Annotated in this window: 21 protein-coding genes; 6 read left to right on the top strand and 15 right to left on the bottom strand. The window is 71.4% G+C overall.

The genetic code is table 11. The features are described 5' to 3' along the window. Positions 1-103 precede the first annotated feature (103 nt). The 7 genes from ACXJKQ_RS21950 to ACXJKQ_RS21920 all read right to left on the bottom strand — a co-directional run bounded on the left by ACXJKQ_RS21950 (position 104) and on the right by ACXJKQ_RS21920 (position 7,603). Positions 104-1,060, bottom strand: a complete 957-nt coding sequence (locus ACXJKQ_RS21950) for an AEC family transporter (protein WP_457107812.1) — start codon at positions 1,058-1,060, stop codon at positions 104-106. Between the two features lie 107 nt (positions 1,061-1,167). Then, entirely contained in the window at positions 1,168-3,411 is a 2,244-nt protein-coding gene (locus ACXJKQ_RS21945) for a TonB-dependent siderophore receptor (protein ID WP_457107811.1), read from the bottom strand. A 130-nt stretch (positions 3,412-3,541) separates the two neighbouring features. Continuing rightward, a complete protein-coding gene (locus ACXJKQ_RS21940) occupies positions 3,542-4,414 on the bottom strand; it encodes an acid phosphatase (RefSeq protein ID WP_457107810.1) in 873 nt (290 codons plus the stop codon). 168 nt (positions 4,415-4,582) lie between these two features. After that, positions 4,583-5,437: an alpha/beta fold hydrolase gene (locus ACXJKQ_RS21935; RefSeq protein WP_457107809.1), complete on the bottom strand. Its 855-nt coding sequence runs from the start codon at positions 5,435-5,437 to the stop codon at positions 4,583-4,585. A gap of 25 nt (positions 5,438-5,462) precedes the next feature. Then, positions 5,463-6,308: a 2,3,4,5-tetrahydropyridine-2,6-dicarboxylate N-succinyltransferase gene (dapD, locus tag ACXJKQ_RS21930; RefSeq protein ID WP_457107834.1), complete on the bottom strand. Its 846-nt coding sequence runs from the start codon at positions 6,306-6,308 to the stop codon at positions 5,463-5,465. A 51-nt stretch (positions 6,309-6,359) separates the two neighbouring features. Beyond that, positions 6,360-6,851 carry a cyclic nucleotide-binding domain-containing protein gene (locus ACXJKQ_RS21925; RefSeq protein ID WP_457107808.1) on the bottom strand — a complete coding sequence of 164 codons (492 nt, stop codon included), beginning with the start codon at positions 6,849-6,851 and terminating at the stop codon, positions 6,360-6,362. A 65-nt stretch (positions 6,852-6,916) separates the two neighbouring features. After that, positions 6,917-7,603: a response regulator transcription factor gene (locus ACXJKQ_RS21920; protein ID WP_457107807.1), complete on the bottom strand. Its 687-nt coding sequence runs from the start codon at positions 7,601-7,603 to the stop codon at positions 6,917-6,919. A gap of 374 nt (positions 7,604-7,977) precedes the next feature. On the opposite strand from ACXJKQ_RS21920, the gene ACXJKQ_RS21915 reads away from it, so the two are divergent. Beyond that, on the top strand, positions 7,978-8,535 hold the full coding sequence (locus ACXJKQ_RS21915; protein WP_457107806.1) for a L,D-transpeptidase family protein: 558 nt from the start codon (positions 7,978-7,980) through the stop codon (positions 8,533-8,535). 3 nt (positions 8,536-8,538) lie between these two features. Here ACXJKQ_RS21915 and ACXJKQ_RS21910 read toward each other — a convergent pair whose 3' ends face one another. Then, complete coding sequence (locus ACXJKQ_RS21910) at positions 8,539-9,246, bottom strand: YggS family pyridoxal phosphate-dependent enzyme (protein WP_457107805.1); 708 nt, start codon at positions 9,244-9,246, stop codon at positions 8,539-8,541. 489 nt (positions 9,247-9,735) lie between these two features. Here ACXJKQ_RS21910 and leuS point away from each other — a divergent pair, with 489 nt between their 5' ends. Both leuS and ACXJKQ_RS21900 read left to right on the top strand, forming a co-directional pair. Continuing rightward, positions 9,736-12,318, top strand: a complete 2,583-nt coding sequence (gene leuS, locus ACXJKQ_RS21905; protein ID WP_457107804.1) for a leucine--tRNA ligase — start codon at positions 9,736-9,738, stop codon at positions 12,316-12,318. Between the two features lie 293 nt (positions 12,319-12,611). Beyond that, positions 12,612-12,809 carry a DUF2283 domain-containing protein gene (locus tag ACXJKQ_RS21900; protein WP_457107803.1) on the top strand — a complete coding sequence of 66 codons (198 nt, stop codon included), beginning with the start codon at positions 12,612-12,614 and terminating at the stop codon, positions 12,807-12,809. 6 nt (positions 12,810-12,815) lie between these two features. Here the strand turns inward: ACXJKQ_RS21900 and ACXJKQ_RS21895 are convergent, their stop codons facing one another. The 3 genes from ACXJKQ_RS21895 to ACXJKQ_RS21885 all read right to left on the bottom strand — a co-directional run bounded on the left by ACXJKQ_RS21895 (position 12,816) and on the right by ACXJKQ_RS21885 (position 15,341). After that, positions 12,816-13,535, bottom strand: coding sequence for an ABC transporter substrate-binding protein (locus ACXJKQ_RS21895; protein ID WP_457107802.1), 720 nt, complete (start codon positions 13,533-13,535; stop codon positions 12,816-12,818). An 85-nt stretch (positions 13,536-13,620) separates the two neighbouring features. Continuing rightward, positions 13,621-14,391, bottom strand: a complete 771-nt coding sequence (locus tag ACXJKQ_RS21890) for a TerC family protein (protein ID WP_457107801.1) — start codon at positions 14,389-14,391, stop codon at positions 13,621-13,623. Beyond that, positions 14,388-15,341, bottom strand: a complete 954-nt coding sequence (locus tag ACXJKQ_RS21885; protein WP_457107800.1) for a lipid kinase — start codon at positions 15,339-15,341, stop codon at positions 14,388-14,390. Before ACXJKQ_RS21885 ends, ACXJKQ_RS21890 begins: the two co-directional genes overlap by 4 nt. A gap of 308 nt (positions 15,342-15,649) precedes the next feature. Between ACXJKQ_RS21885 and ACXJKQ_RS21880 the strand changes: the two genes are divergently transcribed. The 3 genes from ACXJKQ_RS21880 (at position 15,650) to ACXJKQ_RS21870 (ending at position 18,992) form a co-directional block, all read left to right on the top strand. Then, positions 15,650-16,546, top strand: a complete 897-nt coding sequence (locus ACXJKQ_RS21880; protein ID WP_457107799.1) for a hypothetical protein — start codon at positions 15,650-15,652, stop codon at positions 16,544-16,546. Between the two features lie 65 nt (positions 16,547-16,611). Then, entirely contained in the window at positions 16,612-17,877 is a 1,266-nt protein-coding gene (locus tag ACXJKQ_RS21875) for a thermonuclease family protein (protein WP_457107798.1), read from the top strand. Between the two features lie 74 nt (positions 17,878-17,951). Next, the gene (locus tag ACXJKQ_RS21870) at positions 17,952-18,992 is read left to right on the top strand and encodes an aldose epimerase family protein (protein ID WP_457107797.1); all 1,041 of its coding nucleotides are present in this window, start codon (positions 17,952-17,954) and stop codon (positions 18,990-18,992) included. Positions 18,993-19,111: 119 nt separating this feature from the next. Here the strand turns inward: ACXJKQ_RS21870 and ACXJKQ_RS21865 are convergent, their stop codons facing one another. The 4 genes from ACXJKQ_RS21865 to ACXJKQ_RS21850 form a co-directional block, all read right to left on the bottom strand. Next, entirely contained in the window at positions 19,112-19,318 is a 207-nt protein-coding gene (locus ACXJKQ_RS21865; RefSeq protein WP_457107796.1) for a hypothetical protein, read from the bottom strand. Positions 19,319-19,412: 94 nt separating this feature from the next. Then, positions 19,413-19,829 (bottom strand): hypothetical protein, encoded by a 417-nt coding sequence (locus ACXJKQ_RS21860; protein WP_457107795.1) that lies wholly within the window; start codon positions 19,827-19,829, stop codon positions 19,413-19,415. An 83-nt stretch (positions 19,830-19,912) separates the two neighbouring features. Next, a complete protein-coding gene (locus tag ACXJKQ_RS21855) occupies positions 19,913-20,395 on the bottom strand; it encodes an Hsp20 family protein (RefSeq protein ID WP_457107794.1) in 483 nt (160 codons plus the stop codon). 488 nt (positions 20,396-20,883) lie between these two features. After that, the coding region (locus ACXJKQ_RS21850) for a DNA translocase FtsK (RefSeq protein WP_457107793.1) at positions 20,884-21,433 on the bottom strand (550 nt) is incomplete at its 5' end.

Here is a 21,433-nt window from a genome sequence, read left to right as displayed (position 1 = left end):
TACGATTCCTCTGCTACGGTTCGTCTGCGGCGAGAGCGTGGTCGCCGGGTTTCGGAATGTGGCCCTCCGCCAGGACCGCGGACCCACGAAGCGTGCGAAAATCCTAGGCGATGGCCGCCAGGTAGGCCGAGACCGTGACGACCGCCAGAACCGTCGAGACCAGCACAACGGTGGCGGTCAGGTCTGCCTCGCGCCGGTAGAACTCTGCCAGCATGAACGGCCCGGTGCCGGTCGGCAGCGCGGCCATCAGCACAGCGGTGTGCAGGAGGAGGGGGGGCAGGTCGAACACGAAGCGGCCGAGCCCAAAGGCGAGCAGCGGGTGAAGGGCGAGCTTCAGGCCGACGAGAAGGCCTGTCTCCCACCCCTGGCGGCCCTGGGGACGGCGGCTCTGGGCCAGGAACAGGCCCAGGGCCACGAGGGCGCAGGGCGCCGCGGCCCCGCCCAGGAGCTTCAGGAACGTCTCCACGGCGTCCGGCTCGGTGAGGCCCATGCTCGGCACCAGGGCGCCCAGGGCCGGTGCCACGAGGAGCGGGTTGCGCAACAACGAGCCGCCGACCGCCTGCCAGACGGGGCGGCAGGGACCGCTCCCGCCCGACGGGACCGCTTCGCGCCGCAATGCGGTTTCGATCAGTACGATCGCCACCGCGAACACACCGCAGACCGTGAGGATTGCCGCCACCGTGGTGGGGGCCAGGGCCTCCGGTCCGAAGGCGACGAGCGCCAGGGGAAACCCCATGAACCCGGTATTGGCGTAGCCGGCGTTGAGGCCGTCCACGGCCGCGTCGGCCAGCGGCCGCCCTCCCCCGCGCCGGATCAGCACGGTGAGGGCGAAGACCGCGAGGCTGCTGAGGCCGAAGGCCCCGATGAAGCCGGGCTTCCAGATGGCGCTCCACTGGGCGTGGGCGGTCACGTCGAACAGGAGGGCCGGCAGGGCCAGGAAGACCACGAACCGGTTGAGTTCGGTGGTGGCGGCGGAGCCGAGCACGCCGATCCGCCGGGCCAGCCAGCCGGCGAAGATCAGGGCGAAGATCGGCAGCACGACCAGAAGGGTCGAGAGCATGGCGGGTCCGGATCGGAGGACGATGCTCCGGCCTTAGGACGGTTTCCGTACCGATCTCCAATGCCGGGGACGGGGGCCTGCCATGCCCGCACCCGCCCCGGTTGGGACTACCAGCGGTAGATCAGGCTGCCGATCAAAGTGGCGGGGGCGCCGCGGTAGCAGAAGCCGGCCTGGCAATTCGTGTAGTCGCGATCGAAGATGTTGAACGCGTTGATCTGGGCTCGGAAACCCTTGTACTTCGGGTCGAGCGCCGCGAAATCGTAGGCGACCAAGGCGTCGAACAGAGTCACGGTCGGATTGCGCACCGTGTTCTCGTCATCGGCGAAGCTGTTGGCATTGAAGCGGATGCCGCCGCCGATCGTCAGACCCCGCAACGCGGAGGAGGGCGGGAACAGGTAGGTCAGGAACGACGCGAAGGTGTCACCCGGGATACCCGAGAGCTGGTTCCCGTCGATTGCCGCCCCGGTGACGGCCGAGGTCTGCTTGACGAAGCGGAAGTCGAGATGGGTGTAAGCGAGCGTCAGGTTGGTCCCGGGCGCGAAGTTTGCCGTCGCTTCCATCTCGAAGCCGCGCGAATTGACCTCGCCGGTCGCTACTTGGTTGGCAAAATTCGTGGGATCCTGGCGCAGGATGCTCGTCTGAGTGATGTCGAAGCCCGCAATGCCGGCACTGATGTTCGTGCCTGGGATCAGGTACTTCACGCCCGCCTCGATCTGATCGCCGGTGGCGGGCCTGTAGGGGCGGCCAGTGACAGTGTTGACACCGACCTGCGGGGTGAAGGTCGTCGCGTAGCTCGCGTAGGGTACGAGGCCGGGCGCGAGTTCATAGTTCAGGCCGGCCCGATACGTGAAGGCGCTGTCGTTCTGGCTCTGCGGACCGGCGACCACGCCCCGCGTCATGCTGGCCGTGTCGGAGGCGACCCAGTCCTGGCGCCCGGTCAGCGTCAGGACGAATTTCCCCACCTTTGCCTGTTCCTGGAAATAGACCCCGACCTGGTCCTGCGCCTGCCGCGACGAGCGATCGACGGCGGGGCGCGCGATCGGCTGGCGGCCGTAGTTCAGGGTGAGCAGGTTGAGGTCGGGCGCCACGCCGAAACCGGCCACGCTCGAAAAGTCGTAGTGGTAGTAATCGATGCCGGCCAGCAGCGTGTGGGCGACCGGGCCGGTGCGGAGGTGGCCCTCGAGCTGCGTGTCGACCGCGAAGGAGGCCAGTGACTGCTTGAACAGCCCGGTGGACCGCTGCGCGCTGAGGCCCGTCACCGCGTCGACCTGCGTGTACGAGAAATTGGCGTCGACGCCGGAATAGCGGAAGTTCTGCCGCAGGATGAGGTCCGGCGAGAACCGGTGCTCGAAAGCGTAACCGATCCGGTGCTGATCCGTCCGATAGGTGTTGAGCGCACCGTCACCCGAGTAGATCCGCGACACGCGAAAACCCGGGAAGTTGTAGAAGCTCGCATTGCCCGGGACGTTCGATTCCTGGAACTCGGTCAGCAGCGTGAAGGTCGTGTCGGCGGTGGGGCGCCACGTGAAGGCGGGCGCGATCGTGAAACGGTCGTCCCGGACACCGGGGCCGGGCAGGAACGTATTGGATTGCCGGGCGACGCCGGTCAGCCGGTAGGCCATCGTGCCGTCCGATCCCTCCACCGGGCCGCCGACATCGAAATTGCCCTGGAAGCGGTCGAAGTTGCCGCCCTGGAACCAGACCTCGCCGAACTGAGCGAAAACGGGCCGCTTGCTGGTCACGTCGACGATGCCGCCGGGCGAGCCCAGGCCGTAGAGGCCGGAGGCCGGCCCACGCAGGATCGTCAGGGCCTCCGTTCCGTAAGGTTCGATCCGGGGAACCGCGAAGCCGACGCCGGTCTGGCGCAGGCCGTCGCGGAACACGCCGTCATAGGTCTCCGCGAAGCCGCGGATGTAGAACGCGTCGGCCCGCGGATCGAAGCCGAACACGTTGCTCGACACGCCGGGCGTGTAGGCCACGGCCTCGTTGAGGCTCTGCACGTTGCGGTCGTTGAGCTGCTCGCGGGTGACCACGGAGACCGATTGCGGGGTCTCGATCAGGGGCGTGTTGGTCTTGGTGGCGGCCGGGCTCACCCGCGCCACGTAGCCGGTGATGCCGGACGGTCCGCCGCCGCCGCCGCTGGTCGCCGCGCTGCCCCCATCACCGCCGCTGACATTGCCGCCGCCGCTGCCGAGACCCGTCGGAGCCGCGACGGCCGGCCGGGCGGCCTCCACGGAAATCTCGTTGAGCTGCACGGCGGCGCCCTGCGCCGCCGCGGCTTGGGGGACGATGACGGTGGTCAGGGCCGTGGTGGCGAGAAGCAGGCCGGACTGGGCGATACGGTATGACATTCGGAAACCCCGAAACGCGCCCTGACGCGGCGCTGGGGTTGCCGTACCACCGTTCACGGGGTCTTGATCAAGCCGAAAACGTGTTAGAAATCACACACTTAGAAGGCTTCAAATCTGGAACGGTTCGAGGCTAGAACTCGAGCGGCGGCTCCCGCAGGGCCTCCGCTTCCCGGGTGCAGACGGCCTGATCGGGGGACGTCCCGGAGCCCGCGAGGGCACCGCGGAGTTCGGCCCGGGCCTTCTCCAGATCGGCCCGGAAGGTCGCATCCCCCATCAGGGCGGCGAAGACCGCGGTGCCGGTCAGGCGTCCCGCCGCCACGTCGCTGAGCCAGTGCACGCCGCAGACGATCCGGCTCTCGCCATAGGCCCGGCCCCGGACCAGAATGGGCGTCGCCTTCTCGGGCACGAGCGCCGCCAGGATCAGCGCGTAGGCCCAACCCTGGGTGGCGTGACCCGAGGGGTAGCTGAAGCTGTCGGCCAGGGCCTGACTGCGCTGCACGCAGATCGGCGCCTCGTTGCCCACGAACGGACGCAGGCGGCGGTAATGCACCTTGGGCGCCCGCGTCGCCCGGGCGAGGTCGAGGCGGGTGCGCTCGAGGAGGTTGATCACCGCCGGCACCCGCGCCTGATCGATGCGGGTGCCGAGCACGCAGGCGAAGTTCTCCAGCACCGCGGCGGCGCCCTCGGCCACGTCGTTGGCGGCGAGGTCCCAGCGGGGGCTGCCCTTGAGGGTCCGGGTGATGTTGAAGGCCGCCCGGTCGGCCTTGTCGAGGGGTGCGTCGTGGGCCGGCGGCGACGGCAGGAGCTGGACCGCGTCGGGGAGCGCCGCATCCGGCAGATAGGGCTTCACGGCCGGCTTGCCGGGCTTGAGGGTGTCGGACCCGAGAGACGGGGCGGCGGGCGCGGCGGCCGGGTGGGGCGCTTCCTCGGCCCGGACGGCGAAGGCCAGGAGGAGGGCGAGGGCTGCCGGGGCGAGGGGGGCCAGGGACGGGGTGCGCAGCATCGGATCCGGGGCTCTATCGGATGGAATCTGCGGGCCGCGCCCGCTGCCGGAGGAACGGTTCGGCCGGCGCATCCAGTCCCTGCACAGGTCGATGGGTCTGTCCAGGGTGGCGGTGCCGATCCCGGCCGCCTGTCACGGACACCCGGCCGGCCCCCGCGATCGTCTGGCTCAGGCGCCCAGGATCGCGGCTGCGACCGCGCCGGGATATTCCTCGTGCGGGCTGAGGGCGCCGGGAATCGCGGCGCCGGTCACGCGACCCTCGGCGATCAGGGCATCCATCTCGGCCCCCGAGCGCCGCGGCGCCCCGTCGGGGCGCAGCACCAGGGTCGGCGGCAGGCCGTCGCCGAACAGCGCCAGGAACGCGGCACGGCTGCCGACCGGGTCGAGGCCGCCGGTGACGAAGGCGGCGGTGCCGAAGCGGCCGTTCCGCTGCCGGGTGATCGCGTGCTTGTCGCGGATCACCGCCGGCGTGACGCGGGCCGGGTCCGCGTAGACATGGGCGCGCATCATCCGGCCGATGATCGGCGGGCTGATGTTGACCCGGTAGAGCGCCTCGCCGAGGACCGGGGCCTCCACGGCCCGGCGGATGCGCGGGAACCAGTGCACCCGCCCCGGCATCGCGGTGGGCAGCGGCCCCCGCCAAGTCGGCGCCATCAGGACCAGCCGCGCGAAGGCGTGCGGATGGCGCCGGGCGGCCGCGACCAGGTAGCCGGCGGCGTGCCCGGCCGCGACCCCGAGGGCATAGGGGCCGGGGGCTGCGGCGAGGAGCGCGTCCAGGAAGGCGTGGAACGTGTCCGGGGCCAGCGGCACCCGCGCCCGCGGCCGGGCGCCGAAGCCCGGCCAGTCGGGGACGAGGCAGCGGTAGTCGGTCGCCAGCGCGCGGGCGAGGTCCCGCATCTCGGCGCGTGCCGAGATCGTCGACAGGGCCGGGAGCAGGAGCGCCTCCGGACCGTCGCCGATCCTGTCGCAGGGGGTCGGCACCGGACGGCCCGCCACCGAGAGGTTCAGCGCCTGCGTCTCCATCGGACCGCCTTCGAATGTCAGGACATCAGGTGCGGAGCAGCTCGTTGATGGCGGTCTTCGACCGGGTGCCGGCATCGACGCGCTTGACGATCACCGCGCAGTAGAGGCCCGGGCCGGGCGTGCCGTCCGGCAGCGCCTTGCCGGGCATTGTGCCCGAGACGACCACCGAGTAGGGCGGCACGCGGCCGTACATCACCTCGCCGGTGGTCCGGTCCACGATCTTGGTGGAGGCGCCGATATAGACGCCCATGGACAGGACGCTGCCCTGGCCGACGATGACACCCTCCGCCACCTCGGCGCGGGCGCCGATGAAGCAGTCGTCCTCGATGATCACCGGGTTGGCCTGGAGCGGCTCCAGCACGCCCGCGATGCCGGCGCCGCCGGAGATGTGGCAGTTCTTCCCGACCTGCGCGCAGGAGCCGATCGTCACCCAGGTGTCGACCATCGTGCCCTCGCCGACATGGGCGCCGAGGTTGACGAAGCTCGGCATCAGCACGGCGCCCGGCGCGATGTAGGAGCCCCGGCGGACGAAGCAGCCCGGCACGGCGCGCAGGCCGGCGGCGCGGAACTCGGCCTCGCCCCAGCCGGCGAACTTGGAGGCGACCTTGTCCCACCAGGGCGCGCCGCCGGGGCCGCCCGCGATCGTCGCCATGTCGTTGAGACGGAAGGAGAGCAGCACCGCCTTCTTCAGCCACTGGTTCACCACCCAGTCGTGGTTGCCGCTCTTCTCGGCGACGCGGGCCTGGCCCGAATCGAGCAGGTCCAGAGCCGCCTCGACCGCCTCGCGCACCGCGCCCCGGGTGGCGGTCGAGATGTTGGCGCGGTCCTCCCAGGCGGCTTCGATGGTCTGGGCGAGATCGGAATGGGGCAGGCCAGCCTGGGACATGGACAGGGTCAGAACTCTTGCGGCGGGAGCCCGTGCTTACAAGCGGTCACCGGAGCTGTCACCTGACGAGATGCCGTCGATGACCTCGAGGAGTTCGCGCACCTGATCGAGGTCGCTCACCAGCCCGGCGAGGTCGTCCGCCAGGGTGTCGTGGACGGCCTGCGCGGCGGCGGGGAATTCCTCCAGCACCCGGCGCATCAGCATCGGCGTGATCCGCATCACCGCGGCGCTGCCCTCGGCCCGGGCCTCGGTCGGGCGCGTCCCGCGCACGAACAGGGCGAGCTGACCGATCAGCGCCGAGCGTCCGGCCCGCACCGGCTCGGCCCCCGGCATCCGGGGGGCGAGCCGGATCGTCCCCGCCATCACCACGAAGCCGCCCTCGGCCGGATCGCCGCGGGAAAACAGCAGGTCGCCGTCCGCCAGGTCGCGCCGCTCCGCCGCGAAGGTCAGCAGGCGCAGGGCGTCCCGGTCGAGGAAGCCGAACAGCGGCGCGGCCGCGAGGATCGCGATATCGTCGTCGAGCCCCAAGAACGCCTCACCACCCTGCGCATACGCGAACCTGCCGGATCGCCTACACGTAAAGCTTCAATTCGTCAGGGCAGCAACTTGTATCCACCGCCCTCCGTCACGAGGATCGCGGCGGTGGCGGGGTTCGGCTCGATCTTCTGGCGCAGCCGGTAGATATGCGTCTCCAGCGTGTGGGTGGTCACCTGGGCGTTGTAGCCCCAGACCTCGGCCAGCAGGGTGTCGCGGTTCACCACGGCCCGTCCCGCCCGGTAGAGGAAGCGCAGGATCGCGGTCTCCTTCTCGGTGAGCTTCAGCTTCGAGCCGCGCTCGCCGACCAGCAGCTTGGCGCCGGGCCGGAACGTGTAGGGTCCGATCTGGAACACCGCGTCCTCGGAGGCCTCGTGGCTGCGCAGGTGGGCGCGGATCCGGGCCAGCAGGATGCCGAACTTGAACGGCTTGGTGACGTAGTCGTTGGCGCCGGCCTCCAGCCCCTCGACATGGTCCGCCTCGGAATCCTGGGCGGTGAGCATGATCACCGGGCCGCGGAAGCCGCCGGCGCGCATCCGGCGCACGGCCTCGCGCCCGTCGAGATCGGGCAGGCCGACATCCATCACGGCGAGGTCGATGCGCTCGGCGGCGACGCGCCGGATCGCGTCCGTGGCGTTGGCCTCGGTGAGGACCGTGAACTCGTCGCAGAGATCGAGCTGCTCGGTCAGGGTGTCGCGCAGGATCGCGTCGTCGTCGCAGATCAGCAGGCGGTAGGCATTCGGCATCGTCCGGGGTCCCAGAGCATGCTGCGGGAGAGGCGAGTGCCGCCTGCCGGGTTCAGCATGCGATGACGTCAGGATCTCGGCAGGATCGCGTCGCGACTCTACCAAGGCTCGTGTTTCCGCATCCTTTCGCCGCCGCGGCCATCGCCACGGTGGAGGGGCTGCGGGATCGGGGCGCTCCGTTCCGGGATCGAGGCGTCGGTCCACACGGCGAGGCGGTGGGCTGGCTCCCGAATCCCGGCTCGGCGGCCCGGGTTCGACCGAGAAATAGGGCGCCCTTTGTGGCCGGAAGTTGCCTTGCGCGCAATTTTCATCGGTTGGGCATGCGGATCTCGGGCATAAGGCGCGCCGGACCGGGTGGGTTCGGGAGGGGAAACATGCGGCGGCCGAGCAGGAAACCCGTCCGCCTGACCCTGGGGGACATCCGCGTGCGGGCGATCGTCGGGGACCGGCGACGCGGGCAGCTGCTGGTCGGCCCAGCGGTGATTCCCTGTGCCCTCGGGTCGGGCGGGATCGTCGGCGACAAGCGCGAGGGCGACGGCGGCTCGCCCCGCGGCCGCTTCCGCCTGCGCGGCGGTGCCTACCGGCCCGACCATCTCGGGATCCGTCCGCGCACGGCGCTGCCCCTGCGGGCGACCAGGCCCGCCGACGGCTGGTGCGACGATCGCCGCGACCGCCGCTACAACCGGCCGATCCGCCTGCCGGCCCCCGGAATCAGCGCCGAGTCGATGTGGCGGGACGACGGACTCTACGACGTGGTGATCGACCTCGACTACAACCGCGCCCCGATCCGGAAGGGGCGGGGCTCGGCGATCTTCCTGCACATCGCCCGGGACGGCTACCGCCCCACGGAGGGCTGCGTCGCCCTGGCCCGGGCCGACCTGCTGCGGCTGCTCCGGCGCCTCGGGCCGCGGACGCATCTGCGGATCGGCTGAGGCTCAGGTCTTCCGGGTTCGCGCGCCGAAGATGGCGGTGCCGACCCGGACATGGGTGGCGCCGAGCTGGATCGCCGCCGGGAAGTCGGCGCTCATGCCCATCGAGAGGATCGGCAGGTTGTGCGCCTTCGCCAACCGGGCCAGCAGGGCGAAATGGGCCGAGGGCGGATCCTCCGCCGGGGGGATGCACATCAGCCCCTGGATGGCCAGCCCGTGGGTCTCCTGGCACTCGGACAAAAGGGTGGCGAGCTGGTCCGGCAGGACGCCGCCCTTCTGCGGCTCGGCGCCGGTATTGACCTGGATCAGGAGCTTCGGCGTGCGGCCGGACCGCTCGATCTCCTTGGCGAGCGCCGCCGCCAGGGACAGGCGATCGAGGGAGTGGATCACGTCGAACAGGGCGACCGCCTCGCGGGCCTTGTTGGATTGCAGCGGTCCGACGAGGTGCAGCTCGACATCGGGATAGCGGGCTCGGAGGTCGGGCCACTTCCCGGTGGATTCCTGGACGTAGTTCTCGCCGAAGACGCGGTGCCCGGCCTTGAGGGCCGGCAGGATGCCCTCGGCCGGCACGGTCTTGGAGACGGCCACCAGCTGGACCGTCGCCGGATCGCGTTCGGAATCCTCGGCCGCCCGGGCGATCGCCGCCCGCACCTCGGCGAGCCCGGCCGCGACATCGGCCTGCCCGACGGGGAGCTTGTCTGTCCTGTGGCCCATCCCATCGGTCGGAGGGGCCGTCGTGCCAGTCGTCGCGTCGTCCATGGCGTGCCTGTCCTGTCGCTGCCGGGCGCCGGTCTGCGCCCAACGGTCCAAGACACGAGGACGGACCAATCCGGGCGGCGCCTCTCCAACCCAAACCCTCATCCTGAGGTGCCGGAGCGCAGCGGAGACCTCGAAGGAGCCCTCCAGAAGCCACCGCGATCCCTGGAGCCCTCCTTCGAGGCCCGCTCACGCGGGCACCTCAGGATGAGGCTTCGGGGCCCGCTCACGCGGTTACCTCAGGATGAGGGATGAGATCGGGAGCACCCCGGCGCAGCCCTCGTCGTGTTCTCTGTCCCGTCATGCGGACCTATGCGTTCGCGCGCCCCGCGCAAGCCCGAATCGCGCGCCGCGTTGACCGGCTGCGGCGCAGATATGCTATCGCGGCGCAAACCGTGCCGCGCCGGCTCCTGTGGCCGCCGCCGAGCCCCTGACCCAGCCGGATCCATGACCAGCACCGCCCCCCAGCCCGTCGAGCGCTACAACGCCAAGGATTCCGAGCCGCGCTGGCAGGAGGCCTGGGCCGCGCAGCGCCTGTTCGAGACCGACAACGGCGACCCGCGCCCGAAATACTACGTGCTGGAGATGTTCCCCTACCCGTCGGGGCGGATCCACATGGGCCACGTCCGCAACTACGCGATGGGCGACGTGGTCGCCCGCTACAAGCGCGCCCGCGGCTTCAACGTGCTGCACCCGATGGGCTGGGACGCCTTCGGGCTGCCGGCCGAGAACGCCGCCATGGAGCGCAAGGTCAACCCGCGGGATTGGACCTACGCCAACATCGCCTCGATGCGCGACCAGCTGAAGGCCATGGGCCTGTCGCTCGACTGGAGCCGGGAGATCGCGACCTGCGATCCCGACTACTACAAGCACCAGCAGCGCATGTTCCTGGATTTCCTGGACAAGGGCCTCGTCACCCGCCGCACCGCCAAGGTGAACTGGGACCCGGTCGACCACACGGTGCTGGCCAACGAGCAGGTGATCGACGGGCGCGGCTGGCGCTCCGGCGCCCTGGTGGAGCAGCGCGAGCTGACCCAATGGTTCTTCAAGATCACGGATTTCGCCGAGGACCTGCTGACCGCCCTCGACGGGCTGGACCGCTGGCCGGAGAAGGTCCGGCTGATGCAGAAGAACTGGATCGGCCGTTCCGAGGGGCTGGAGGTCCGGTTCGCCCTGGCCCGGCCGGTGGCCGGGGCCGCCGATTCGGTGACCGTCTACACGACCCGGCCCGACACGCTGTTCGGCGCCAAGTTCCTGGCGATCGCGGCCGACCACCCGCTGGCGGCCGCGCTGGCCGCCGACCGGCCCGAGCTGCAGACCTTCATCGAGGAGTGTCGCCGCACCGGCACCGCCCAGGCCGCGATCGACACGGCCGAGAAGCACGGCTTCGACACCGGCCTGACCGTTCGCCATCCCCTGGACCCGTCCTGGGAACTGCCGGTCTACGTGGCGAACTTCGTACTGATGGAGTACGGCACCGGCGCGGTGTTCGGCTGCCCGGCGCACGACCAGCGCGACCTCGATTTCGCGAACAAGTACGGGCTCGGCAACACGCCCGTGGTCTGCCCCGAGGGACAGGATCCGGCCGGCTTCGTGATCACCGACACCGCCTATGTCGAGGACGGGCGGATGATCAATTCGCGCTTCCTCGACGGGATGCGCACGGAAGAGGCCTTCGAGGCGGTGGCCCAGCGGCTCGAAGGGGAGGGGATCGCCACCCGCAAGGTGCAGTTCCGCCTGCGGGACTGGGGCGTCTCGCGCCAGCGCTACTGGGGCTGCCCGATCCCGATCATCCACTGCGAGTCCTGCGGCCCGGTATCGGTGCCGGTGGCCGACCTGCCGGTGAGGCTCCCCGAGGCGGTCTCCTTCGATCAGCCCGGCAACCCGCTGGAGCGCGACGCGGCGTGGCGCAACGTGCCCTGCCCGCAATGCGGCGCGCCGGCCCGGCGCGAGACCGACACGATGGACACGTTCGTCGATTCGTCCTGGTATTACGCCCGCTTCACCGCGCCCTGGCTCACCGACGCCCCCACGGACCGCGCCGTGGTCGATCGCTGGCTGGCGGTGGACCAGTATATCGGCGGCATCGAGCACGCGATCCTGCATCTGCTCTACGCCCGGTTCTTCATGCGGGCGATGTGCGAGACCGGCTGGGCCGGCACGCCTGAGCCCTTCGCGGGCCTGTTCACGCAGGGCATGGTGGTCCACGAGACCTACAAGGACGCGGCCGGCGCCTGGGTGCCGCCGGCCGAGATCCGCTTCGCCACCGAGGAGGGCGAGCGCCGCGCGTTTCACGTGAAAACTCAGGCGCCGATCACGATCGGCCCGATCGAAAAGATGTCGAAGTCGAAGAAGAACGTGGTCGACCCCGACGATATCATCGCGAGCTACGGGGCCGACACGGCGCGCTGGTTCATGCTCTCCGACTCGCCGCCGGAGCGCGACGTGATCTGGACCGAGGAGGGCGTGCAGGGGGCGGCCCGGTTCGTCCAGAAGGTCTGGCGGCTGGTGAACGCCGCGCGCGCGGCGACCGGCGACGGCACGGCCGACCTCGCCCTGCGCAAGGCCGCCCACCGGGCCCTGGCTTCCGTGCAGGATGATATCGAGCGGCTGCGCTTCAACCGCTGCGTCGCCCACATCTACACCCTGGCCAACGCCCTGGAGGACGGCCTGCGCGGCCCGGTCTCGGCCACGGCGGCCGGGGAGGCGGCCGGCATCCTGGTGCAGCTCATCGCCCCGATGATGCCGCACCTCGCCGAGGAATGCTGGGTCGCCCTAGGCCGCCCGGGTCTCGTGGCGCAGACGCCCTGGCCGGAGGCGGAAGCCGGTCTCCTCGTCGAGGACGAGATCACCCTGCCGGTCCAGATCAACGGCAAGAAGCGCGCGGACGTCACCGTGCCGCGGGACGCCGACGCCAAGGCGGTGGAGGCCGCGACCCTAGCGCTGGAGGCGGTCCAGAAGGTCCTGGAGGGCAAGGCGCCGCGGAAGGTGATCGTCGTGCCGGGGCGGATCGTGAACTTGGTGGTTTGAAGGACCCGCGCCGGCTCGGAAAGCCCTTCAGAAAGCATCTCTCCAACCCTCGGCCTCATCTAGAGGTGCGAGCGCAGCGCGCCTCGAAGGCGGGCTCCGGAGGTCGCGCGGCCGGCTGGAGCGCTCTTTCGAGGCCTGCGCTGCGCTCCGGCACCTCAGGATGCGGTAGAGGATTGGAGAAGAGGGCAGGGGGCTCTTGGCGGTGATGGCCCGATGCAGGGCGCATGTTGAAGAACCGGCGTTGACGTCGCAGACTCGCTCACCTTCCCTCGATCGCGGCTCGAGGCGCAGACTTGACAGTCAGGTACGATCCGGAGGCCGATGCCCTGTATCTGCGCCTTGCCCATTCCGCGGTGAGCGAGAGCGAGGAGGTGCGGCCCGGCCTCATTCTCGACTTCGACGCGGAGGGCAGCGTCGTCGCCATCGAGGTCCTCGATACCAAGGAGCACCTCTCTGCGGGCGCGGATCTGGCTCATCTCCCCGCCGCCTGAACCCGCTCAGGGCGCCGCCAGCCCCGGATCCTGCCCGCTGGCCTCCAGGCCGCGGGCCACGAGACCTTCCCGCTTCGCCCACGCGATGAAATCCTCGAGATAGGCCGCGCCCGCCGGGCGCCCGACCGGCAGGCCCATCGCCTGCGGAATCTCCATGAAATGCCCCGGCAACAGCCGCACCTCCGGGTGCGCCGCCGCGTAGGCGGCAAGCGGCTGATGCACGCCCGCCGCCACCTCCAGCCCATCCCTCGCGAAGGCCGTCACCGCCTCGGCGGAGGTCGGCGCCCGCACCAGGGTCGCGTGCGTCAGGGCGCGGGTCAGGAACAGGTCGTAGGCGCTGCCGCGCCCCACCGAGACGCGCACGCCGTCGCGATCCACCGTCTCCAGGCTCCGGAGGGGCGAGGCGGCCGGGACGAGGTAGCTGCCGGCGATCAGCACGTAGGGATCGGTGAAGGCGATGCCCTCGGCCCGCTTCGGATCGATCGCCAGGAAACAGATGTCCCAAGTCCCGGATCCCGCCGAGCCCGAGACCGCACCGGCCCCCGGGTAGGTCACGAACGCCACCGGCACGCCGAGCCGCGCGGCCAGCGCCCGGGCGAGATCCACCGAGACCCCCGCCGGGCCGCCCGCGCCCGCCTGCGCGAGGACCGGGTTGCCGAGATTGATCGCCGCCCGGAGCGTGCCGGTGGGGGCGAGATCGTGCAGAACCGTCGTGTCAGGGGCCATGGGTCTGGTCTCCGCGTGTGCGCCCGCGGACAGGATCAGCAGGACGAGTGCCAGGCCGATCCGCCGGGCGCCGCCCTGTCCGAACTCAGGCACGCCGGGCCTGCCCGACCGGCGCTGACGCGTCGCCCCGGGCCGCCCGCCGGCGCCGCCGGGCGAGCATGTTCAGACCCTCGACGCCGGCCGAGAAGGCCATCGCGGTGTAGATGTAGCCCTTCGGCACATGCGCCCCGAACCCTTCGGCGATCAGCGTCATGCCGATCATGATCAGGAAGCCCAGGGCCAGCATCACCACGGTGGGGTTGCGGGCGATGAAGGCCGAGAGGGGCTCGGCGGCCAGCAGCATCGCCGCGACGGCGACGATCACCGCCACCATCATCACCGGGACATGCTCGGTCATGCCCACCGCGGTGATGATCGAGTCGATGGAGAAGACGAGGTCGAGGAGCAGGATCTGGCCGATCGCCGCGCCGAAGCCGAGGCTGCCCCCGGAGGAGGTCTCCGTGTCGGGCTCGGGATCGACACTGTGGTGGATCTCCTTGGTGGCCTTCCAGAGCAGGAACAGGCCGCCGCCGATCAGGATCATGTCGCGCCAGGAGAAGTCCTGACCGAGGAGCGAGACGACCGGTTCGGTCAGATGGACGATGAACGCCACCGTGCCGAGGAGGCCCAGCCGCAGGATCAGCGCCAGCCCGATCCCGATCCGCCGTGCCCGGGTCTGCTGGTCGGCCGGCAGCTTGTTGGTGAGGATCGAGATGAAGATCAGGTTGTCGATGCCGAGCACCACCTCCATCACCACCAGTGTGGCGAGCGCCGCCCAGACGGCAGGTTGACTGGCGAGTTGGAGCAGGTCGGTCACGGGTTGGACGCCTCGCTGTTCGGGAACAGGCGGTTGCCGAGGGTGGCAAGGTCGAATGAGGACGGGCCGCGCACCGGCTCCGGGGCGAAGACGCGGAGGACCTTCGGGACCACCTTGAAATGCGCCGGCGTGTGGGTGGTCAGCTCGCCGTCGGTATTCACCGGCCGGGGCTTCCGGGTGGAGAGCTTGATCTCCTGCGTGTGGAAGGCCTGTACATCGTCCGCGCGCCCGTGCGTGCCGCGCCGCAGGGCCGGCAGCAGCGCGAGGAGGCGCCACCAGTGCTTGATCTCCAGGCTGTAGAAGTCGAGCTTGCCGTCATCGACCGCCGCGGTCTCCTCCACGGTCATGCCGCCGCCGTAGTGCCGGCCGTTGCCCACCGAGACCTGGATGGTGGTGACCCGCTCGACCTTGCCGTCGTGCTCGATCGTCACCGTGAAGGGGCGCACCCGCCGCAGGACCCGGACGGCCGCCACCGCGTAACCGAGGACGCCCCAGGTCTTCTTCGATTCGGCGGTGAGTTCGCCCGCGAGCTCGGCCGAGAATCCGATGCTGGCGACGTTGAAGTAATAGTGACCGTTGACCCAGCCGAGATCCACCGGCCGCGCCTCGGCGGTGGGGATGAAGCGGGCCGCCGCCAGGGGATCGAGCGGCAGGTTCAGGGAGCGGGCGAGATCGTTGGCGGTGCCCAGCGGCAGGATCGCCAGGGGCAGCCCGCTCTCCACCAGGGCCGGGGCGGCGTAGTTCATGGTGCCGTCGCCGCCGCCGAGGATGACGAGATCGACCTCTCCGGCCCGGTCGCGGATCACGTCGCGGCAATCGGCGTCCGGGGGCGGTTCCTCGGGCACGATGCCGCCTGCCCGCAGGATCCGCCGCACCTCGTCCAGGTCGAGGCCGCCGTTGCGGGCCTTGGCGTTGCAGATCAGGAGCGCCCGGCGCTGCGCGGTGCTCAACGCGGCCTCACGGATGGCGGGGGCGGCAGTGCATCGGTCTCAGGTCGGGGCACGGGATCCTCGATGCGCGGCGGCGCTGGACAGGCGGGCTGAGAGCCCGGAAACGGCCAGCGGTCCAGGCTGTCCCCGACTTGGTACAGAAACGAACGAACGCAACCCCATCATCCCCGCAATCCAGGGCTGGTCGAAGCCGCGCCATTCGTCAGGATAGCGGGTGCGCCCGAGACGATTGGGGAACCCCCCGGACGGGCGGGCGCATTCTCCCCAAGATCCGTCCCAGATCCGCCCCGGCCGCCAGGAAGGCACCGATGCCCGCCACCCATCCCGTCCGACCCAAGGCTCTCGCGCTCGGCCTGCTTCTGCCGCTGGCCCTGGCCGGCACCGCGTCGGCCCAGCAGCCGTCGGCGGCGCCCGGGGCAGGCTGGGTGGACCCGCCGGCCCGCACGGCAGCGCCGGATGCGGTGCAGCCGCCGGCCGCCGACCGGCAGGCCCAGGGTCAGCCAGTCACGCAGCCGGCAAAGGGCCAGCCCGACGGCGGGCGCGCCGCGAACTCCGTCCGGCAGGCCGCCAAGGATGATTCCAGGAGGGCTGACTCCGCGAAGGCTGAACCCGCCGAGGACGGTCTGCCCAAGGCCGCCGGAACGCGGGCGCCGGGTCCCAAGCGGGCCGCCGCCCTGGAACGGCCCTCCGGGCGTGAGGGCCTGCACCGCCGTGCCCACCATCCGAGCCGGCTCGCCGAGACCCCGGCCGCCACCGCGGCGCCTGCCGCGCCTGCCGCCACCGCCCACGCCGCGGCGGCCCGGGCGCTGACCGCGAGCTATCTCGCCACGGTCTCGGGCTCCGGCGACACCATGGTGGGCGCCGCCACCCAGTTCTATGCCACCCGGGTGCGCTTCTATGGGCGTCCGATCACCACCGCGGCCCTGGTCGCCGAGAAGCGCAGCTTCGTCCAGCGCTGGCCCGAGCGGCGCTACGAGCCGCGCGCGATGCGCGCCGCCTGCGATGCCGAGACCTGCACGATCCGCGCGATCGTCGATTTTCGCACCGCCAATCCGGGCCGCGGCGCCGTGTCCAGTGGCGAGGCGGAGCTGATCCTCGAGGTGGGCTTCGCGGGAACGCGGCCTTACATCCTCGGCGAGACCGGGCGGGTCCTGCGGCGGAGCATCCAGGCCGGAACCCTGGCCGCCTCGCCCGGCAAGGCGTAAGAGCCTCGCGTGGAAGGCCCGCGGCGCCGTCGTGTGCGGCGCGCGGTGATGCCGGGATCGGGTGTATGACGTCTTCAACGGTGGTGGCGAAACAGGAGTCGGAGCCGGCGCGGCCGGCCCTCGACGATCCCGGCCGCGCCGCACTTCGCGCGGCCATCCGGTCCGAGATCGCCCAGGCTCGGCCGCGCCCGGTGGCGGTCCGGACGCTCGAACTCCTCGCCGAGGCCGCCACCGTCCCCGATGCCGCCGGCTTTCGGGTGCTCGACCGGCACGGGGCCGTCCGGATGCGGGGCGACACCGCCGAGCCGATGACCCTCGCGGATCTCGTCGCGGAACTGCAGGCGCGGCACCCCGCGCTGTTCCTCCCGCCGGAACCCGACCCCGAGCCCGTGCCGGCGGACGCGGACGCCAAGGATTCTTCGCTGCTGAGCGGCGCCTACGAGATGAAGGCCGCCACGGCGCGGTTCGTGGAGACCCAGTCCGAGCGTGCCCGGTCCCTGGCCGAACGCTCCTCGGTGCAGGGCCGGGCGCTGGCGCAGAACGCGGCCGGGCGCTTCGCGACCCTTCGGACGAGCCTGCGCGGCCGGCTCGGCCGCACCGCCGCCGCCGCGGGCGACGATATCGATGGGTCGATGCGGGAGGTCGATCCCGCCGCGGCCTGGACGACGGGCTCCGGCCGGTTCGGCGAAACCCTGCAGGACGGTCTGAAGCGCCTGCGCGACCGGCTCAGCCCCGGAGGCGAGGTCCTGGACGACGGCGCCCGCCGGCAGCGGCTCTGGCTGGCCGGCGCGAGCGCGGCTGCCCTGGTTGCGGTGGTGGCCGCCGGACTCGTCCTGGTGGATCGCGTCCCGAATTCCGGGCCGCCCGCATCCACCGACCCGACCCCGTCGCGGACGACCGAGCCGAACCGTGCGGCACAAGCAACCCCGCCCGCCGCCTCGCCGGCTGCCCCCGACACGGTCACGCCACCACCCGAGACCACCGGCGAAGGCGAGGCCGACACACCGCCCCCGCCGAATTCCGTGCGGGGGACGGTCCAGGTGATCGATACCGCCACCCTCAAGGTGGGCGGGAAGGTCGTGCACCTGTTCGGGGTGGAGTGGGTGCGGGGCGGGCAGGCGGACGAGCTGACCCGCTACATCGGCGGCCGGACGGTGACCTGTCAGCCTGCGCCGGGTAGCGAGACCATGAACTGCCTGGTGGATGGGCGCGATCTCTCCGAAGTGGTGCTGTTCAACGGCGGCGGCCGCGCCTCGCCGGAGGCGAGCCCCGAACTGGTCGCGGCCGAGGACCATGCCCGGAGCGAACGGCTCGGCGTCTGGAAACGCTAGCCGCGTCCCGGCCAAGCGAAGCGGCAGGGACGGGTCGAGACGGGAAGGGCAGCGACGGGAAGGGGCAGGACGGCATGCCGGGCGAGGTCTTCGGCCACACGGCGGACGGGGAGGCGGTCACCCGGCACGTCCTGAGCCGGGGCAGCCTGCGGGTCGCCGTCATCGACTTCGGCGCGGTCGTCACGGCGGTCGAGGTGCCCGACCGGGCCGGCCGGCTGGCCAATGTCGTCCTCGGCCTGCAGAATCTGGAGGGCTACGAGACCGTGAGCCCGAGCTTCGGCGCGGTGATCGGGCGCTACGCCAACCGCATCGCGGGCGGCCGTTTCAGCCTCGACGGGCGGACCTATCGGCTCCCGGTGAACGAGGGTCCCAACACCCTGCATGGCGGCCCGCGGAACTTCGGGACATGCCTGTGGCGGGTGGAGCGATCCGACACGACAGGCCTCGCCCTGAGCCGCCGATCCCCGGACGGCGAGGAGGGATTTCCGGGGACTCTCGACGTGCGCGTCCGCTACAGCCTGCCCGCGGACGGCGTGCTGCGCATCGACTACGCGGCCACGACCGACCGGCCGACGGTCCTGAACCTCACCAACCACAGCTACTTCAACCTCGCCGGGGAGGGGACGGGCAGCGTCCTCGACCACGTCGTGCAGCTCGAAGCCGACGCCTTCACGCCGACGGACGCGACCCAGATCCCCACCGGCGAGATCCGGCCGGTCGCCGACACGCCCTTCGACTTCCGCACGGCGCACCCGCTGGGGGCGCGCATCCGGACCGGCGATCCCCAGCTCGCCATCGCCAAGGGCTACGACCACACCTTCGTGCTGCGTGGCCCCGCCGGGACGCTGCGGCCGGCCGCCACCTGCCTCCATCCGGGCAGCGGGCGCCGGCTCGACGTGTGGACCACTCAGCCGGCGCTCCAGCTCTACACGGGCAACACCCTCGACGGCACGCTCGTCGGGTCGTCCGGCCGCCTCTACCGCTCCGGCGACGGCGTCTGTTTCGAGACCCAGGGCTTTCCGGACGCCCCGAACCAGCCGGCCTTCCCCTCGGCTGTGCTGCGTCCGGGGGAGACCTTCGCGGCGCGCACGGAGTTCCGGTTCTCGGCGGTGTGAGGCGCGTCCGCGCCCGCGGGAGCCCTCTCTGCCGGCCTGGCGGCCCGCCCCGACACAGGGGACGCCGAGGCCGCGTCCCGTCCGCGGAGCCGGCCTCGTGGCCTCCCTGGGGCGAGCGCTCAACCGCCGAAGCTCGTCGCGACGGACCACAGGGCGGCGTCCAAGGCGGTCGGATGCGGCGCGGCAGCCGGCGGTCCCGCCCGCGTGAACGCGACGCCGGGCTCTGCGAGGCCCGACAGGCTCAGAAGGGCTGCCAGTACCGAGGGGAGGGGGCGGGCGCCGGACTGGGCGAGGCACAGGCCGGCGGACAGGATCGAGCGCGGCACGGCCCCACCGCCGGCTGCCCGGCCGGCCTGCAGCCTTGTCGGGGACCGGTACCAGTCCCCGGCTTCGAAGGCTGCCTGCGCGGGCCTCCCCGGTTCAGTTCAGCACCTGCGGCCACCCCGCCGGACCACGCGAGCGGGGGATGAAAGCCGCAGGGTCGGGTGGCCGAGGCGCTGCCGGGTGTGCGGAAGGCACCGAACCTGCGTCGAGCGCCTGGAGGGCGGCCAGGATCGCGTCGAGCGGCACGGGCTCGGCCCGGCAGCCCGCCAGGCAGCGCAGCGTCGGGCAGGATTCCACGGCGCGCGCGTCCGAGGCCCAGGATGCCAGGATCGTTCGTTTCTGAGCGCGCGACAGGCCCGGATAGGCCAGCACCTCGCGGGGATGCCGGAAAACGTCTCCCGGCGCCACGAAGGCCTCGAACGGGTCGACCGCCGGCGCCCTCAGATTGGCTGCCGCCATCGGGCCGAGGCGCTCGACGGGGGACTCGATTGGGTTGGTCTCGCTCTGTTGCATGCGACCCTCCTCCTCGTGGGCAATGGCTGGGGCGGCCGGCACGACCTGCCGGTCCGTGCCGGCCGCCCGTTCAGGCCGCCCGCTCAGGCCGCCTTGGTGTCCCGGGCGATCTGGACCGGCGCGTTGTCCTGGCTGGGCACCGTCGTCGCTCCGCCGATGGCGATGCGGCGGGGCTTCAGGGCCTCAGGGACCTCGCGCTTCAGCGCGACGGTGAGCAGGCCGTTCTCCAGGGACGCGCCCACGACCGTCACGTGCTCGGCCAGATTGAAGGTCTGGCGGAAGGTGCGGGACGCGATGCCACGATGGAGGTAGTGCTTCTCGCCCTCCTGGGCGGCCTTCTGGCCCGACACGAGAAGCGTCGTGTCCTGCTGGACCAGATCGATCTCGTCGGGCGTGAAGCCCGCGACCGCCATGGTGATGCGATACTGGTCCTCGGCGACCTTCTCGATGTTGTAGGGCGGCCAAGTCGCCGAAGCCTCGACGCGGTCGGCCTGGTTGAGCAGCTCGAACACACGGTCGAACCCGATGGACGACCGGAACAGGGGCGCAACGTCGTAAGTCCTCATAACCACATCCTCCGACGAGCAACGTGACTACAAGCGACGCCGGACACCGTGCCCGGCGCCCTCAACGCGAGCCCGTTTCCGGGCCTCGCACGCGCGTAACGTGCCGGGTGAGGGACCGGTTCCGCGCCGGGTGAAGGTTTTTCGGGTCGGTCGGGCGTGGTCGAACACGGCGACCCGCCCCGTGTGGCCTCTCCCTTGAGCCGAGGGCTGCACCGGCTCGCGGTCTCGGTCGGCTCGCGCGTCAGGTCGAGGGCGCGGGTCCCCTCTCCCGTGCGGGAGAGGGACAGGGTGAGGGACGCGAACGGGCGGAAGAGGGCGCGCCCTCTCGGCGCATCAGGCGCGTGGCCTATCGGGAGACGTCTCCTCCCTCACCCCAGCCCTCTCCCGCTCGGGAGAGGGGGCGGGTCGCGCTCCGTCACAGGCCGCGCCTCGAACCTGCCCTTGCCGCAGCGGGGAGGGGGTGCCGCGGAGGCGACGGGCTCTCCCTCTCAGCCGACCGCGTCCTCCACCAGGATCTCGCGCTTGCCGGCGTGGTTGGCCGGGCCGACGATGCCCTCGACCTCCATCCGCTCCATGATCGAGGCGGCGCGGTTGTAGCCGATCTGCAGGCGGCGCTGGATGTAGCTGGTCGAGGCCTTCTGGTCGCGCAGCACCACCTGCACGGCCTGGTCGTAGAGGTCGCCGCCGGCCTCGCCGAAGGAGCCCTGGTCGAAGACCGCGCCGTCGAGTTCGAGTTCCGCGGCGCCGGCCTTGCCCTTGGCGCCGCCCTTCTCGGCCGCCCCCTCCTCGTCGTCGGCGGTGACGGCGTCGAGGTAGCTGGGTCGGCCCTGGCGCTTGAGGTGGGCGACGACGGTCTCGACCTCGCTGTCCGAGCAGAACGGCCCGTGCACCCGGGTCGTGCGGCCGCCGCCGGCCATGAACAGCATGTCGCCCTGGCCGAGCAGCTGCTCGGCGCCCATCTCGCCCAGGATCGTGCGCGAGTCGATCTTGCTCGTCACCTGGAAGCTGATCCGGGTCGGGAAGTTCGCCTTGATCGTG

Source organism: Methylobacterium sp. P5_C11, assembly GCF_054049775.1.
The sequence above is the reverse complement of the archived record's forward strand: the minus strand, read 5'-3'. Positions and strand labels throughout refer to the sequence as shown.